At 73.9% G+C, this 15,084-nt stretch carries 13 protein-coding genes and 1 pseudogene; 10 read left to right on the forward strand and 4 right to left on the reverse strand.

The window, feature by feature from the left end; translation table 11 throughout:
• Window positions 1-451: 451 nt before the first annotated feature.
• Window positions 452-1,888: a 3-carboxy-cis,cis-muconate cycloisomerase gene (gene pcaB, locus QQM72_RS36650; RefSeq protein WP_314225114.1), complete on the reverse strand. Its 1,437-nt coding sequence runs from the start codon at window positions 1,886-1,888 to the stop codon at window positions 452-454.
• Window positions 1,885-3,870 (reverse strand): FAD/NAD(P)-binding protein, encoded by a 1,986-nt coding sequence (locus QQM72_RS36655; protein ID WP_314225115.1) that lies wholly within the window; start codon window positions 3,868-3,870, stop codon window positions 1,885-1,887. Before QQM72_RS36655 ends, pcaB begins: the two co-directional genes overlap by 4 nt.
• A gap of 546 nt (window positions 3,871-4,416) precedes the next feature.
• Here QQM72_RS36655 and QQM72_RS36660 point away from each other — a divergent pair.
• The 10 genes and pseudogenes from QQM72_RS36660 to QQM72_RS36705 all read left to right on the forward strand — a co-directional run bounded on the left by QQM72_RS36660 (window position 4,417) and on the right by QQM72_RS36705 (window position 13,996).
• The gene (locus QQM72_RS36660; protein ID WP_314225116.1) at window positions 4,417-5,046 is read left to right on the forward strand and encodes a hypothetical protein; all 630 of its coding nucleotides are present in this window, start codon (window positions 4,417-4,419) and stop codon (window positions 5,044-5,046) included.
• Complete coding sequence (locus QQM72_RS36665; protein ID WP_314225117.1) at window positions 5,043-5,258, forward strand: hypothetical protein; 216 nt, start codon at window positions 5,043-5,045, stop codon at window positions 5,256-5,258. The genes QQM72_RS36660 and QQM72_RS36665 overlap by 4 nt, the downstream gene beginning before the upstream one ends.
• A 193-nt stretch (window positions 5,259-5,451) precedes the next feature.
• Window positions 5,452-6,459, forward strand: a complete 1,008-nt coding sequence (mvk, locus tag QQM72_RS36670; protein WP_314225118.1) for a mevalonate kinase — start codon at window positions 5,452-5,454, stop codon at window positions 6,457-6,459.
• The gene (gene mvaD / locus QQM72_RS36675; protein ID WP_314225119.1) at window positions 6,449-7,507 is read left to right on the forward strand and encodes a diphosphomevalonate decarboxylase; all 1,059 of its coding nucleotides are present in this window, start codon (window positions 6,449-6,451) and stop codon (window positions 7,505-7,507) included. Before mvk ends, mvaD begins: the two co-directional genes overlap by 11 nt.
• The gene (locus QQM72_RS36680) at window positions 7,504-8,595 is read left to right on the forward strand and encodes a phosphomevalonate kinase (RefSeq protein ID WP_314225120.1); all 1,092 of its coding nucleotides are present in this window, start codon (window positions 7,504-7,506) and stop codon (window positions 8,593-8,595) included. The genes mvaD and QQM72_RS36680 overlap by 4 nt, the downstream gene beginning before the upstream one ends.
• Window positions 8,592-9,686, forward strand: a complete 1,095-nt coding sequence (fni, locus tag QQM72_RS36685) for a type 2 isopentenyl-diphosphate Delta-isomerase (RefSeq protein WP_314225121.1) — start codon at window positions 8,592-8,594, stop codon at window positions 9,684-9,686. Before QQM72_RS36680 ends, fni begins: the two co-directional genes overlap by 4 nt.
• On the forward strand, window positions 9,683-10,744 hold the full coding sequence (locus QQM72_RS36690) for a hydroxymethylglutaryl-CoA reductase (protein WP_314225122.1): 1,062 nt from the start codon (window positions 9,683-9,685) through the stop codon (window positions 10,742-10,744). The genes fni and QQM72_RS36690 overlap by 4 nt, the downstream gene beginning before the upstream one ends.
• A 3-nt stretch (window positions 10,745-10,747) precedes the next feature.
• On the forward strand, window positions 10,748-11,917 hold the full coding sequence (locus QQM72_RS36695; RefSeq protein WP_314225123.1) for a hydroxymethylglutaryl-CoA synthase: 1,170 nt from the start codon (window positions 10,748-10,750) through the stop codon (window positions 11,915-11,917).
• A 308-nt stretch (window positions 11,918-12,225) separates the two neighbouring features.
• Window positions 12,226-13,203: a 3-oxoacyl-ACP synthase III family protein gene (locus tag QQM72_RS36700; RefSeq protein ID WP_314225135.1), complete on the forward strand. Its 978-nt coding sequence runs from the start codon at window positions 12,226-12,228 to the stop codon at window positions 13,201-13,203.
• Window positions 13,204-13,356: 153 nt separating this feature from the next.
• A pseudogene (locus tag QQM72_RS36705) lies at window positions 13,357-13,996 on the forward strand (malonic semialdehyde reductase).
• Window positions 13,997-14,364: 368 nt separating this feature from the next.
• Here the strand turns inward: QQM72_RS36705 and QQM72_RS36710 are convergent.
• Together QQM72_RS36710 and QQM72_RS36715 are read right to left on the reverse strand one after the other, a co-directional pair.
• Window positions 14,365-14,685: a DUF6059 family protein gene (locus QQM72_RS36710; RefSeq protein ID WP_314225124.1), complete on the reverse strand. Its 321-nt coding sequence runs from the start codon at window positions 14,683-14,685 to the stop codon at window positions 14,365-14,367.
• Between the two features lie 262 nt (window positions 14,686-14,947).
• Window positions 14,948-15,076, reverse strand: coding sequence for a surface protein (locus tag QQM72_RS36715; protein ID WP_314225125.1), 129 nt, complete (start codon window positions 15,074-15,076; stop codon window positions 14,948-14,950).
• Between the last annotated feature and the right edge of the window lie 8 nt (window positions 15,077-15,084).

A 15,084-nucleotide genomic window follows, 5' to 3' on the forward strand; every position in this document is an offset into this window, starting at 1 on the left:
AGCAGCGGCGCCCGGCCCGACCGGCAGGCGCCCGGCCGGGACGGCGTGGCCGCCCGGCACAGCGGGGTGCCCGGCCGGGACGGCGGGTGGGTGTCCGGGGCGGCGGGTGCTCTCCCCGTACGGGTGTGCCTGGCCGGAACGCTGTGACCGGCCCGCGCCGGGCGGCTGCACTGCGGCCCGCCAGGCACGGCAGGCGGCCGGCCGGGACCGCGTGCCCGCCCGCGCTGCGGGTGCCCGGCCGGGACGGCGGGTGCTCTCCCCGTACGGGTGTGCCCGGCCGGGACGGTGTGCCCGGCCCGTGCCGGGCGGCTGGGCTGCGGGCCGCCCTGGACGTCGGGTGGCCGGGCGGGACGGTGTGGCCGGCCCGTGGTGGTCGGCTGCGCTGCGGGTGCCCGGGGTGCGGCCCGGGCTGGTGTGTGGGGCGGGGCCGGTCCGCGTATCGGTGTGCTCGTCAGGGCGGCGGGGTCCGTGGGTGTCCCGGTCGGGTGAGTGCCTGGTCCACCAGTGGGCCGGCGACGCCGGTGTAGCCGGCCGGGTCGAGCAGCGCGGTCACCTCCTCCCGGCTCAGCACGCCTGCCAGTTGTGGTGTCTGGACGAGTACGTCGGCCAGCGGCAGGCCGGTGCGGGAGGCGAGCAGCGAGGCCTGGGTGAGCAGTTCCCTGGCGGCTGTCTTGCCGATGCGTGGCGCCAGGACGGCCGAGACCCGTTCGGAGACGAGTTGTCCGCCGGTGGCGTTGAGGTTGGCGCGCATGCGCTGCGGGTGGACGGTGAGTCCGCGGGCGAGTTCGACGGCCGTGTGCGCGGCGCCGCCGGTGAGCCGCAGGGCCTCGCGCAGCGGCTGCCACTCCGCGTGCCACATGCCGGCCGAGCGCTCGTCCTCGGTGGGCAGACACTGCATCAGTACGGTGGCCAGGGCGGGCACCTGCAGGGCGGCGGAGCGGATCAGGGTGGCGAGCACGGGGTTGCGTTTGTGCGGCATGGCCGAGGAGGCGCCCCGTCCGGCGACCGCGCCTTCGGCCACCTCCCCGACCTCGGTGCGGGTGAGGACCAGTACGTCCGCGGCGATCTTGCCGAGGGCGCCGGTGGTGTGGGCGAGGGCGGCCCCCAGGTCGGCGACGGGGGTGCGCAGGGCGTGCCAGGGCAGGACGGGGGCGCTCAGGCCCGTTTCGTCGGCGAACGCGGCGCCGAGTTCGCCGGGCAGGGCCGCGGGGTCGGTGTCCTGGCCCGCGTACTGCAGATAGCCGGCCAGGGTTCCGGCCGCGCCGCCGAGCGCCACCGGGAGGGTGCCGGCGACCCGTTCGAGACGCTCGGCGGCGTCCAGCACGAGCTGGCGCCAGCCGGCCGCCTTGAGCCCGAAGGTCGTGGGCACGGCGTGCAGGGCCAGGGTGCGGCCCGCCATCACGGTGTCGCGGTGGGCGGCCGCGAGGCCGGCCAGCGCCTCGGCGACGGCGCGCAGATCGGCGGTGATCAGGCGCAGGGCGCGCTGGGCCACCAGCATGGCGCCGGTGTCGAAGACGTCCTGGCTGGTCGAGCCGCGGTGCACGTACTCGGCGGCCTGCGGGCAGCGTTGGGCGACGACCGCGGTCAGCGCCTTGACCAGGCCCACGACCGGGTTCGCGGTCTCCCGTGCGGCCAGCGCCAGTTCGCGCAGGTCGAGCAGGTCCGCGCGGGCGGCGGCCGTGATGGCCGCGGCCGCCTGGGCGGGGACCGTGCCGCAGCGGGCCTGGGCGCGGGCCAGGGACGCCTCCGCGTCGAGCATCGCCTGCAGCCAGGCGCTGTCGCCGACGGCGGCCTCGACGGGGGTGCCCGCCCGGACCGGGGAGAGCAGCCCCGCGTCCAGGTGGGCGGTGAGGGTTCCCGTCCGCGGGGACGCGTGCACGGCGCTCATGTGCGCGCCTTCTCGGTCACGGTGTCCCGCCGCGGCGCGGGAGCGGGAAGTCCGGGCAGGGCGAGGACCGCCGCCGCGATGGCGTCGGAGTCCTCCAGGGTGACCGAGCCGACGCCGGGCCTGATGCCGGCGGCGGTCACCCAGTGCACGGACTCGGTGGGCACGCCGTAGGCGAAGCGCCGCGGATGCGGGACGCCTCGGGCGTCGATCAGGTGGTAGGGCCGCTCGGACACGGCGAGGCCGCCGGTCTCGTGGTGCGCGCCGCCGCTGCCGTCGTCGGGGATGCGGTACGGACGGCACCCTCCGGTGCGCAGCAGCCGGCTCATCAGCGGGTCGGCGGTGCGCCGCAGGTCGATCTCGGGCAGGCGGGCCTCGATGAGGACGGTGGCCCGTACCGCCGCGCCGGCTATCTCGCTGGACGTGGCGGTGAAGCAGGGGCCGAGCGGGTCGTGCGGGTCGGCGCTGACGTGCAGGCCGGGGCCGATCACGTCGAGGATGCCCGCGTCGATGAGCGCGGCCATCTCCTCGATGCGGGAGGCCGGGGGGCCGATGGACAGATAGGCGTTGAGCGGGGTGTACCAGCCGTCGAGGTCGTCGCGGTGGGACGCGGCGGTCAGTCCGGCGTGGTCGACGGCGAGCCGCAGTTCGTTGCGCAGGTCGCGCAGGACGTCGAGGGCGGCTTTGACCGGTCCGCTGACGTTGCCCTGGCGGGCCAGGCGGACGTCGTTGTCGAGGTGGGCGCGCAGCCAGCCGCGGAAGGCTGCCTGGTCGGCGAAGACGCGGTCGCCGTAGGGGCGTGCGACGCGTTCCCAGTCCCAGCGCTCGGCGGTGTCGATCCCGCTCGCGTCGAGGAGCGCGTCCTCGTCCGGTCCGGGTTCGGCTTCCAGATAGGCCTCGGTGAACTCCTCGACCTGGTCGGGGAGTTCACCGCGTGCGGTGAGCAGGGCCGCGTAGTAGACACCGCACACCTCCTTGGACACGAGCGGCCACAGGTCGGCGGCGAAGTCGATGGCGCCGCGGCGGGGCGCGCGGGCGCGCAGGTCCGCGATGTAGCCGGCCGTCAGCAGGCGGGGGTAGTAGCGGCCGTGGGCGCCCTTCTCGTTCTCGCCGCGTGCCTGGTAGGGCACGCCGCGCCGGGAGCCGGCGTACAGGCGCGGTTCGCGGCCCGAGGGCCGGTAGGCCAGCCGGCCGTCGACGCGGGTGAAGACGCCGCCCCTGCCGTGGGTGAACAGTGCCAGGTAGTCGAAGAAGTTGAGCCCCAGTCCGCGCAGCAGTACGTGCTCGCCGGGCCGGATGCCCGACAGGTCGACGTCGGCGGGGTTGGCGGGGGCCAGGTAGGTCAGTGCGTTGTGTCCGGCGTACCGGGCCAGTTCCCGCTCGGTGCGCGTGGGCTGGGCGGGTACGTGGCCCTGGGCGAGGACGACCGCGGACAGGCCGGTCAGCCGGGTGCCGTCCTCGAGGACGACGGTCTGCGGTGCGGGCTGCCCGGCCGGGGCGCCGTCGTCTTCGAGGGCGACGGCCCGCAGGGGGTGCGTGCGGACCGTCACGTGGGCGGCGGCGCCTGCGACGACCCGCTGGAACGCCCAGGTCAGGTAGCAGCCGTACAGGGCGCGGGTGGGGTAGGTGTCGGGTCCCAGGCGGCGTGCTTCGGCGAGGACCTGGTCGTCGTAGCCGGCGTCCGGGGCGGCCTCGAGGGTGTGCGAGACCAGGGCCTTGGCCCACTGGTACAGGCTCGGTCCCTCGTCCAGCGGGCCGTCGATGCGGACGCTGGCGTCGGTGTAGACCGTGACCTGGCAGGACACGGTGTTCATCAGCAGGTGCCGGGACTGTGTGGGGCGCCATACCCGTCCCGCGCCCGGCGGGTCGGGGTCGACGACGTGCACGGTGACGGTGTCCCAGCGGGGCGACTTCCGTTCCTGTGCGCTGAGCCGTTCCAGTACGGACAGGCCCCGCGGCCCTGCGCCGACGAGGCACACCTCCAAGTGCGTCGACGCTTCGCCCCGGTGGGACAGGGCGGATTCCCCGATGTCCGCAGAGCCGGGTGGAACCGGGTCGTGAAGAACATATCGAACGGCCGCCGTCTCGGGCGGCCCTGCGGTGCGTACGGCGCTTACTGCGCGTTCGCCTCCATGCGTACCGTCCACAAGTGCCTCCTTCCTCCGCCACGGTCGGTGCAGGCGCTCAATCAGTGCTCGGAACCGGATGGAACCCGGCTTGAGAAGCGGGGCGGGAAAGGGTCCGGCAGGCCGCGGCGGACCGGCCGGGTCATCTCCGGCGGGCTGCGAACGGGGCTGTATCGGGACTCCAGCACCGGTCGGTACGTTCGTCGAAAAGCAGCACCGGGCCTTCACCGGGCCCAGAACCACGCCGACACGACCGGGATATGGAAAGGAACGCCGAGTTCCCCCATGGCCGCGATCGATGACGAGTGCGGGATTTTCACACTCCGCCCCTTACCGGCAGCGCCGGGAAGCCCCGTGCGGTTCATGACGGTCGCAAAGGGCGAGCCGCCTCATGAAGGAGATTCGATGAAGAGCGACCCGTGCCCCAGAGCGCACGCCCGGGCCGGCCGCGCCGCCGCCGGGTCCGTCCTTTGTGCCGCGTGCATCGGTCGGACGGCCCGCGGTCTGGGGACGCTTCCCGGCCTCCACCAGGAGTCCTTGCACCAGGTGTCGCCGGCGTCGAGGCGGTCCAACCCCACCAGGGTCTCGGGGAGCCGCGGGCGCGATCACCTGAACGTCGCGGTTCTCGACGCCCGGTACAACATTCTTGCCACGCTGGAGTCCTGGTCGGAAATCGTGGTGGAAGAGCTCGGCATCGCCTCCCCGGCCCGTTCGGTTCCCCAGCTGGCCCGGTTTTTGGCACAGCACCTTCAGTGGATCGTCTCCCAGCCCCCGGCTGCCGACTTCGCGGACGAGATCGAAAGCCTCGTCGGGGAAATGCGCAGCGCGATAGACCCCGATCCCGGCAGCCTCCACACACTGATCCGCAGGTGTGTCGTGGACAACTGCGGCGGGACGATAAGTGCCTTTGTGAAGAACGGTCAGGACACGGGGAGCAGGAGCATCGAGTGCACTGCCGGGCATTCCTGGGAAACGCACGAATGGCTGCGGCTGAGGCAGCTCATGGAACGGCAGCGAAAGGGTGTCGACGCATGACGAAACCGCCACGCCACCGGCTTGTTCCCACGAATGTGGCCGCGCTCGCCGCCGGGGTGTCCGAGGCGACCATCCGGAAGTGGGTGAGCCGCGGGAAGATCACCCGTTACGGCGCGCCGAACTGCCGCTCGGAGTTCGACATCGACGAGCTCACGGAGATCGCCCTGCGGCGCCGGCCCGGCACCCCGCCCGGCCGGGGCGCGGGCCGGTGATGTTCCCGGGCGCACGCCGGGCGTCGCCTTCGCCGGGGCCGGGCGGCCGCCCGGCCGCCGCCGGGGGCGGGGTGCCGGCCGCCGCCATGCAGCCTGCGGGGAATCCGCGCCGGCCTGATGCCCGGCCTCATTCCTTCCTATCGATCTGGACGTTGCGATCTCTATGCAGAAACGACAAGGGGAGCTGAGTGCGTTGACGCTACCGACCTCAGTGGAGGGGGTCTCACAAGGCGGCCGGGTTCGCTCGGTCGGTATCGGCCGCGCCCACGCCAAGGCCATTTTGCTGGGCGAGCACGCGGTGGTCTACGGGACGCCGGCGCTCGCCCTGCCGGTTCCGCAGCTGACGGTCACGGCCAGCGCGGGGTGGTCGTCCCAGGCCGGCGACGCCCAGGGCGACTTGTCCTTCACCATGACCGGTTCCGCCTCCCGGGCGGTGGTGACCCAGGCCTCCGACGGTCTGCGGCGGCTGACCGACGCCTTCAAGGCGCGCATGGGCGTGCCGGGCCGGCCGCACCTGGACGTGATTCTCGACGGCGCGATCCCGCCCGGGCGCGGGCTGGGCTCCAGCGCGGCGAACTCGCGGGCGATCGTCCTGGCCCTGGCCGACCTGTTCGGCCGCGAACTGAGCGAGAGCACGGCGTTCGACCTGGTGCAGACGGCGGAGAACGTGACGCACGGCCGGGCCAGCGGCGTCGACGCCATGACCGTCGGAGCGTCGGCGCCGCTGCTGTTCCACGAGGGCAGGGCGCAGGAACTGAGCATCGGCTGCGAGGGCTTGTTCATCATCGCCGACAGCGGCACGGCCGGCAGCACCAGGGAGGCCGTGGAACTGCTGCGGGAGGGGTTCAGGAGCCAGGCCGCGGGGCGGGAGCGGTTCCTGCGCGCCGCGGCGCGGCTCGTCGACGAGGCCTGCCACGCCCTCGCCGGGGGCGAACCAGCCCTGCTGGGCGCGCGGATGACGGACTATCACGAACTGCTGCGGGCGGCCGGCCTGAGCACCGGCCGGATCGACACGATGGTCGAGGCGGCGCTGGGGGCGGGCAGTCTCGGCGCGAAGATCACCGGCGGTGGTCTGGGCGGCTGTGTGCTGGCCCTGACCCAGCCGGAGCGGGCCCGGCAGGTCGCCGGGCAGCTGCACGAGGCCGGCGCCGTGCAGACGTGGGTCGTGCCGCTGAGGAGGCTCGCCGATCATGCGCTCTGAACAGCGGACCGCGCCGGTGCGCCCGTCCGAGGACGGCGAGGCGGTGACCGTCACCGCCGTCGCGCACCCGAACATCGCGCTGGTGAAGTACTGGGGCAAGAGCGACGAGCGGCTGTTCCTGCCCCGCACCGACAGCCTGTCGATGACCCTGGACGTCTTCCCCACGACCACCCGCGTCCGGCTCGCCCCCGGCGCGGAGCACGACACGCTCACCTTCAACGGCGCACCGGCGACGGGAGAGGCCCGCCGGCGGATCGCCGGATTCCTGGACCTCGTACGGGAGCGGGCCGCGCTCGGCCACCGGGCCGTGGTCGACACCGAGAACACCGTCCCCACCGGGGCGGGTCTGGCGTCCTCGGCCAGCGGTTTCGCCGCCCTGGCCGTCGCCGCCGCCGCCGCGTACGGGCTCGCTTCGGATGCCACCGCCCTGTCGCGGCTGGCCCGGCGCGGATCCGGATCGGCCTCGCGGTCGATCTTCGGCGCTTTCGCCGTGTGGCACGCCGGTGTGCGCGGCGGCACGGACGAGCAGGCGGACCTGAGCTCGTACGCCGAACCGGTGCACGCGGCCGAGCGGTTCGACCCGGCGCTGGTCATCGCGGTCGTCGACGCGGGCCCCAAGGCGCTCTCCAGCCGTGAGGCGATGCGCCGCACCGTCGACACCTCACCGCTGTACGAGCCGTGGGCGCGTTCGAGCAGGGCCGACCTGGCCGACATGCGGGCGGCGCTGGGCCGCGGCGACCTGGACGCGGTCGGAGAGGTCGCGGAGCGCAACGCGCTCGGCATGCACGCCACGATGCTGGCGGCGCGTCCCGCCGTGCGGTACATGTCGCCGGCCTCGCTGAGCGTGCTCGACGCGGTGCTGCAGCTGCGGCGGGAGGGGACCGCGGCCTACGTGACCATGGACGCCGGGCCGAACGTCAAGGTGCTGTGCCGGCGCGCGGACGCGGAGCGGGTGGCCGCGGCCGTGCGCGGCGCCGCCCCGGGCCGCGCGGTGCACATCGCCGGACCGGGCCCGGGCGCCCGGCTGCTGGACGGGGACGCACGATGACCACCCGGGGGACCGTCGTGCGGCGCGCGCCGGGCAAGCTGTTCGTCGCGGGCGAGTACGCGGTGGTGGACCCCGGCAACACGGCGATCCTGGTGGCGGTCGACCGGTACATCACCGTCACCGTGTCCGGCGCGGACGGCGCCGGTGTGGTGATCTCCTCCGACCTGTATCCGCGGGCGGTGCGCCGGCAGTGGCAGGGCGGCCGGCTGAGCGGGGGCGGCGAGGAGGCGGCGCATGTGGTGGCCGCGGTCGAGACCGTGGGCGAGCTGCTGGCCGAACGCGGCCTGCCGGTGCCCGCGTTGAGCGTGGCGGTCACCAGCACGCTGCACGAGGCGGGCCGCAAGTACGGCCTGGGTTCCAGCGGCGCGGTGACCGTGGCGACGGTGGACGCCGTGGCGTCGTACTGCGGGCTGCGGCTCTCGCGCGAGGACCGCTTCCGGCTCGCGCTGCTCGCCACGGCCCGGATCGATCCGCAGGGTTCCGGCGGCGATCTCGCGGCCGGCACCTGGGGCGGCTGGATCGCCTACCGGGCGCCCGACCGCGGCCATGTCCTCCACCTGGCGCGCAGCCGCGGCGTCGAGGCGGCCCTGGCCGCCGACTGGCCGGGGTTCGCGGTGCGCCGGCTGCCGCCGCCGGACGGCCTGCGCCTGGAGGTCGGCTGGACCGGCAGCCCGGCCTCCACCACCTCCCTGGTGTCCGGCCTGCACCGGCGGGCCTGGCGGGGCACCTCCTCGCACCGCGCGTTCGTGCGGAACACCAACGGCTTCGTCCGGGCCGCGGTCGACGCGCTCGAGACCGGCGACGGGCCGGGCCTGCTGCACCAGATCCGGCGCGCCCGCCGGGAGCTGGCCCGCCTCGACGACGAAGTCGGCCTGGGCATCTTCACGCCCGAGCTGACGGCCCTGTGCGACGCCGCCGAGGAAGCCGGCGGCGCGGCCAAGCCCTCGGGGGCGGGGGGAGGCGACTGCGGCATCGCCCTGCTGGACGCCGACGCCGCCCACCGCCTCCCGCACGTACGGCAACGGTGGGCCGCGGCCGGGGTGCTGCCCCTGCCGGTGAGTCCCGCCCTGGAAAGGAGCCAGGAATGAGCAGCGCCCAGCGCAAGGACGACCACGTCCGGCTCGCCATGGAGCAGCAGCACGCGCACAGCGGACGCAACCAGTTCGACGAGGTGTCGTTCGTCCACCACGCCCTGGCCGGCATCGACCGGCCGGACGTGTCCTTGGCCACGACGTTCGCCGGCATCAGCTGGCGGGCGCCGCTCTACATCAACGCGATGACCGGCGGCAGCGTCAAGACGGGTGCCATCAACCGGGATCTGGCCATCGCGGCCCGGGAGAGCAAGGTGGCCATCGCCTCGGGTTCCATGCACGCCTATTTCAAGGACCCCTCGTGCGCGGGCACCTTCCGGGTGCTGCGCGAGGAGAACCCGGACGGGTTCGTCATGGCGAACGTCAACGCGACGGCGTCGGCCGACAACGCGCGGCGCGCCGTCGACCTGATCGAGGCCGACGCCCTGCAGATCCACCTCAACACGGCGCAGGAGACGCCCATGCCGGAGGGGGACCGCTCCTTCGGGTCCTGGGCGGCGCAGATCGAGCGGATCGCGGCGGCCGTCGACGTCCCCGTGATCGTCAAGGAGGTCGGCAACGGGCTGAGCCGTCAGACGATCCTGGCGCTGCCGAGCCTGGGTGTGCGGGCGGCCGACGTCAGCGGCCGCGGCGGCACCGACTTCGCCCGGATCGAGAACGGCCGGCGTGAGCTGGCCGACTACGCCTACCTGCACGACTGGGGGCAGTCCACCGCCGCCTGTCTGCTGGACGCGCAGGACGTCGGTTTCCCGCTGCTGGCCTCGGGCGGTGTGCGCCATCCGCTGGACGTCGCCCGCGCCCTCGCCCTGGGCGCCGGCGCGGTCGGATCGTCCGGCGGGTTCCTGCGCGTGCTCCTCGACGGCGGCGTCGATGCGCTGATCGCGCAGCTCGCGGCCTGGCTCGACCAGCTGGCGGCGCTGCAGACCATGCTCGGCGCCCGCACCCCCGCCGACCTCGCACGCTGCGATCTGCTGATCCACGGCGCGCTGAGGTCCTTCTGTACCGACCGGGGCGTCGACACGCGGCGCCTCGCCCAGCGTTCCAGCTCCATCGACGCCCTCCACGAGATGACGGGAAGCACACGATGACTGATGCCCACGCGATCGCCGGCATCCCGATGAGGTGGGTGGGCCCCCTGCGCATCTCGGGGAACGTCGCCGACACCGAGACCCAGGTACCGCTCGCCACCTACGAGTCGCCGCTGTGGCCCTCCGTGGGGCGCGGCGCGAAGGTCTCCCGGCTGGCCGAGAAGGGGATCGTCGCCACCCTCGTCGACGAGCGGATGACCCGCTCGGTGCTCGTCGAGGCGACCGACGCGCAGACGGCGCTCACGGCCGCGCGGACCATCGAGGCCCGTATCGACGAGCTGCGCGAGGTGGTGCGCGGCTGCAGCCGGTTCGCCCAGCTGATCGGCATCCGGCACGAGATCACGGCCAACCTGCTGTTCCTGCGGTTCGAGTTCTCCACCGGTGACGCCTCCGGGCACAACATGGCCACGCTCGCCTCCGACGCGCTGCTGGGGCATCTGCTGCAGACCGTGGCGGGCATCTCCTACGGATCGATCTCGGCGAACTACTGCACCGACAAGAAGGCCAGCGCGATCAACGGCATCCTCGGCCGCGGCAAGAACGTGGTCACCGAACTCCTCGTGCCGCGCGAGGCGGTGGCCGACGTGCTGCACACGACGGCCGCCAGGATCGTCGAGCTGAACATCCGCAAGAACCTGCTGGGGACCCTCCTGGCGGGCGGGGTCCGCTCGGCGAACGCCCACTACGCCAACATGCTGCTGGCGTTCTACCTGGCGACCGGCCAGGACGCGGCCAACATCGTCGAGGGCTCGCAGGGCGTGGTCATGGCCGAGGACCGTGACGGCGACCTCTACTTCTCCTGCACCCTGCCGAACCTGATCGTGGGCACCGTCGGCAACGGCAAGGGCCTGGGGTTCGTGGAGACGAATCTGACCCGGCTGGGCTGCAAGGCCGACCGCGAGCCCGGACAGAACGCCCGCCGGCTCGCCGTCCTGGCGGCGGCCACCGTGCTGTGCGGTGAGCTGTCGCTGCTCGCGGCGCAGACCAACCCGGGTGAACTCATGCGTGCGCACGTGCAATTGGAACGCGACAACACGACCGCGAAGGCTGGTGTATGAGGTATGTCCATATCCATCGGAATCCACGACCTGTCGTTTGCGACCGGCGAGTTCGTCCTGCCGCACACGGCGCTCGCCGCACACAACGGCACCGAGATCGGCAAGTACCACGTGGGCATCGGCCAGGAGTCGATGAGTGTTCCCGCCGCTGACGAGGACATCGTGACGATGGGGGCGGCGGCGGCCGCGCCGATCATCGCCCGGCACGGCAAGGACCGTATCCGCACGGTCGTGTTCGCCACCGAGTCGTCGATCGACCAGGCGAAGGCGGCCGGGGTGTACGTCCATTCGCTGCTCGGGCTGCAGTCGGCGACCCGTGTCGTCGAGCTGAAGCAGGCCTGCTACGGGGCGACGGCGGCCCTGCAGTTCGCCATCGGCCTGGTGCAGCGCGACCCCGCCCAGCAGGTCCTGGTGATCGCCAGCGACGTCTCCAAGTACGAGCTGGACAGCCCCGGTGAGGCCACCCAGGGTGCGGCCGCGGTGGCCATGCTGGTCGGGGTGGATCCCGCCCTGGTGCGCATCGAGGACCCCTCCGGTCTGTTCACCGCCGACGTCATGGACTTCTGGCGGCCGAACTACCGCGATACGGCCCTGGTCGACGGGCAGGAGTCCATCGGCGCCTATCTGCAGGCGGCGGAGGGCACCTGGAAGGACTACGCGGAGCAGGGCGGCCGCTCGCTGGAGGAGTTCGCCGCGTTCTGCTACCACCAGCCGTTCACGAAGATGGCCTACAAGGCCCACCGTCACCTGCTGAACTACTGCGGCTACGACACCGACAAGGAGGCCATCGCCCGCGGCCTGGGGCAGACCACGGCCTACAACACCGTGATCGGCAACAGCTACACCGCCTCGGTGTACCTGGGCCTGGCAGCGCTGCTGGACCAGGCCGACGACCTGACGGGCCGGCCCGTCGCCTTCCTCAGCTACGGCTCCGGCAGCGTCGCGGAGTTCTTCGCCGGGACCGTGGTCGCCGGCTACCGCGCGCACCTGCGGACCGGGGCGAACCAGGAGGCGATCGCCCGGCGCACGCCGGTCGACTACGCCGGCTACCGGGCACTGCACGAGTTCAGGTTCCCCGCCGACGGCGGCGACCACGCCACCCCCGAGCAGACCACGGGGCCGTTCCGGCTGGCCGGGATCAGCGGCCACAAGCGCCTCTACCAGCGGCGCTAGGACGCTTCTTCCGGATCAGCCCGGGTCCGCGGCGCGCGGTGCGGCACCTCGCGGCGTTGTCGCACGGCCCGCGTACACCCGGTACGCGGATCATGCTCCGCCTTTGCGGTGCACCGCACCGGACACCGCGGCCTGATCCGACCCGATCCAAAAGGGAACGCCCTCGCACGCCTGGGCCCGCACGGGCAGGGGGCGGCCGCACGCGGGCCGCCCCCTGCCCGGCGCCCTGTTCACACCGCTTTTTCCACACCACCTGAGGGGAGGGCAGCCGCATGGAAGACCTCACGATCCTCGGTACGGGTAGCCCCATGAAGGACGTCAGGATCCTCGGTACGGGCGCCTACGTGCCGGAGCGGATCGTCTCCAACGACGAGGTGGGCGCGCCGGCCGGCGTCGACGACGCCTGGATCACCCGCAAGACCGCGATCCGCGAGCGGCGCTGGGCCGCCCCGGAGCAGGCCACGTCGGACCTGGCCACGGCCGCGGCGCGGGCCGCGATGGAGTCGGCCGGCATCACGGCCGAGCAGCTGTCCGTGATCGCGGTCGCCACGTCCACGCCGGACCGGCCCCAGCCGCCGACGGCGGCCTATGTCCAGCGCAACCTCGGCGCGTCCGGCACCGCGGCGTTCGATGTCAACGCGGTGTGTTCGGGCACCGTGTTCGCGCTCTCCGCGGTCAGCGGCGTCATTCTGAGGCGGGGCGGCCACGCGCTGGTCATCGGCGCCGACGTGTACTCGCGCATCCTCGACCCGGCCGACCGCAAGACGGTCATCCTGTTCGGGGACGGCGCCGGTGCGATGGTCCTGGGCCCGACCGGGCGGGGCCCGCTGGTGCGCCATGTCGCCCTGCACACGTTCGGTGCTCTCGCGGACCTGATCCAGGTGCCCGCGGGCGGCAGCCGGCTGCCCGCCGGCCCGGACGCCCTGGACGCCGGGCTGCAGTACTTCGCGATGGACGGGCGCGAGGTGCGCCGCTTCGTGGTGGAGGAACTGCCGCAGCTGGTCAAGGGTTTCCTGCACGAGGCCGGCGTCGGCCCCGAGGACGTCAGCCACTTCGTTCCGCACCAGGCCAACGGCGTCATGCTCGACGAGGTCTTCGCGGACCTGTCGCTGCCCCGCGCCACCCTGCACAAGACGGTGACGCACCTGGGCAACACCGGAGCCGCCTCCATCCCGATCACTTTGGACGCGGCCGTCCGCAAGGGCGCCTTCCGCCCGGGCGAACTGATCCTGCTGGCCGGCTTCGGCGGCGGCATGGCCGCGAGTTTCGCCCTGGTCGAGTGGTGAGCCCCTCCCCCCGCCCCGCCGGGGCCGCCGCGGGGCGCACCCGCCCGCGCCGGCCCCGCTGCCACCGCTGCCACCGCTGCCACCGCTGCCACCGCTGCCACCGCTGCCACCGCTGACACGGCTGACCCGGCTGACACCGCCCGGGGTCTCCTCTTGCGTGAGGCCCGCGCCGCCGACACCTTCACCGAGGAGCCGGAGCCGGTGACCGCCGAACAGATCCGGGCCGTCCACGACCTGGTCACGTACGGCCCCACCGCCTCCGACCCGGTCCGCTGGGCATCACCCTGGTCCGCTCCCCCGAGACCCGTGAGCGCCCGGTGCGGCACATGGCGCCCGGCAACCGGCCCAGGACCGCCGCCGCCGCGCCGGCCGCGGTCCTGTCCGCCGGCAACGAGTTCCCCACGCGGCTGCCCCGGCTGTTCCCGCACGCCCAGGAGTTGATGAAACGCGACGTCCATGTGCTGCGTGACGCTCACGCCGGGTCGGTGCGCTGCGTCCGCGGTCGCACCGTTTCCCGCAGGTCAAGGACGTGCTCTACGCCGGCCGTACGGTGCGTGAGAGGCCGGCCCTGCTCGACGGAGCCCCGCAGGCGGCGTACTTCGTCGTCGGCATCCGCGCCGCCGGTCCCGGCGCCGGGCCGATGGCCGGCTTCGACGCCGCCGGCGTGCGCGAGGAGTTCCTGGACGGCGGCCGCACCCCGCCGATGGTCGTCACCATCGGCCGGCCCGGCCCCGACGCCCGGCGGCCGCGGCTGCCCCGCCTGGACGTCGGCGAGGTCGTCACCACCGTCTGAGGCCCGCCCCGCCCGCCCCCGGCAGCCCTTGGCCGCGCCCGGCGTCCCGCGCCCCGCCCCGGCCGGGGGCTGCGGCGCGGCGGCGGGCGGCCGCCCGGATCGCGGGTCGCCTGCCGCCGCGCCGGTGTTCCTGCTCCGCCGGCAGCTGTCCGGGCGGCGCCTGCGGGCCCCGGCGCGCCCCCGGGACGGGCCACGCACTCCCGTACGTGTGGGGTGCGTTCCCGGCGGATGCGCTGCGTCCCGGACGGCGGGGGCCGGCGCCAGGGCCGCCTGTGCGTGCCGTGCGGGGTCGCTGCGGGCCTGCCCGGCGGGCCGGGGCGCGGACGCGGGGTCCGCGCACCGGTCCGCCGGGCAGGCCCTTGAGGGGGTCAGCCGCCGTCGCGGACGTGGTCGTGGGCCGGCCACAGTTCGCGGGTGAGCAGCATTTCCTGTTCGGACAGCGGGATGTCCCCCCGCAGCCGCTCGGGGTGGGCGGGCGGCGGCCCGCCGGCCCCCGGCGGCAGTTCCAGGAACCGTGCCTGGGCGTAGCGCACGAGGCGGCTCCTGGGGCGTGCGGCGGAACGGGACGGGTCTATGGCCTGGACCGCCTCGGGGCCCACATAGACAGCTCCCAGGCAGGCCAGCGCCCGCCCCGTAGCCCGCAGCAGGCCGTTGACCGGCCGCAGAGCGCCACGCAGTACCCGAATCATGTCTGCACCTCCGCACCTCCACTCGTCGTTGCCTACAGAGACTGGCAAGGTTCACTCGTGGACCGATCGAGGAGGCGTGGCGCACGGCGGTGCTGTTTTCGCCCCGCCCCGGGGCCCGGTGCGCGGCACGGCCGGCGCCGGCTGCGGCGGCCGCCTGCGCCGTCGGGCCCGGCGCGGCAGGGTGCGGGCACGGCAGGGTGCGGGCATGCCGACGAGGCGCGCTGCAGCGGGTGTGCAGCGCGCCTGGGCGGGGGCGGGGTTTTCAGTCGATACCGCGTACGAGATGGGACTCCGTGGTGTCGTCCTCGTCGATGCCGGCGAGCCGGAGCGGCGGGGCCATGGCCGGGGCGTCCTGGGGCTGTCTGTGGTCCTCCTTCAAAGGGTCGTACACCTGGTCCT

The organism is Streptomyces zaehneri (assembly GCF_032248645.1).
Classification (GTDB): domain Bacteria; phylum Actinomycetota; class Actinomycetes; order Streptomycetales; family Streptomycetaceae; genus Streptomyces; species Streptomyces coriariae.

Excerpts from the sequence above, each read along its gene's own strand:
- pcaB (WP_314225114.1), bottom strand. The coding sequence starts at position 1,888 with ATGAGCGCCGTGCACGCGTCCCCGCGGACGGGAACCCTCACCGCCCAC.
- QQM72_RS36660 (WP_314225116.1), top strand. The coding sequence starts at position 4,417 with ATGAAGAGCGACCCGTGCCCCAGAGCGCACGCCCGGGCCGGCCGCGCC.
- QQM72_RS36665 (WP_314225117.1), top strand. The coding sequence starts at position 5,043 with ATGACGAAACCGCCACGCCACCGGCTTGTTCCCACGAATGTGGCCGCG.
- mvaD (WP_314225119.1), top strand. The coding sequence starts at position 6,449 with ATGCGCTCTGAACAGCGGACCGCGCCGGTGCGCCCGTCCGAGGACGGC.
- QQM72_RS36680 (WP_314225120.1), top strand. The coding sequence starts at position 7,504 with ATGACCACCCGGGGGACCGTCGTGCGGCGCGCGCCGGGCAAGCTGTTC.
- fni (WP_314225121.1), top strand. The coding sequence starts at position 8,592 with ATGAGCAGCGCCCAGCGCAAGGACGACCACGTCCGGCTCGCCATGGAG.
- QQM72_RS36690 (WP_314225122.1), top strand. The coding sequence starts at position 9,683 with ATGACTGATGCCCACGCGATCGCCGGCATCCCGATGAGGTGGGTGGGC.
- QQM72_RS36695 (WP_314225123.1), top strand. The coding sequence starts at position 10,748 with ATGTCCATATCCATCGGAATCCACGACCTGTCGTTTGCGACCGGCGAG.
- QQM72_RS36700 (WP_314225135.1), top strand. The coding sequence starts at position 12,226 with ATGAAGGACGTCAGGATCCTCGGTACGGGCGCCTACGTGCCGGAGCGG.
- QQM72_RS36710 (WP_314225124.1), bottom strand. The coding sequence starts at position 14,685 with ATGATTCGGGTACTGCGTGGCGCTCTGCGGCCGGTCAACGGCCTGCTG.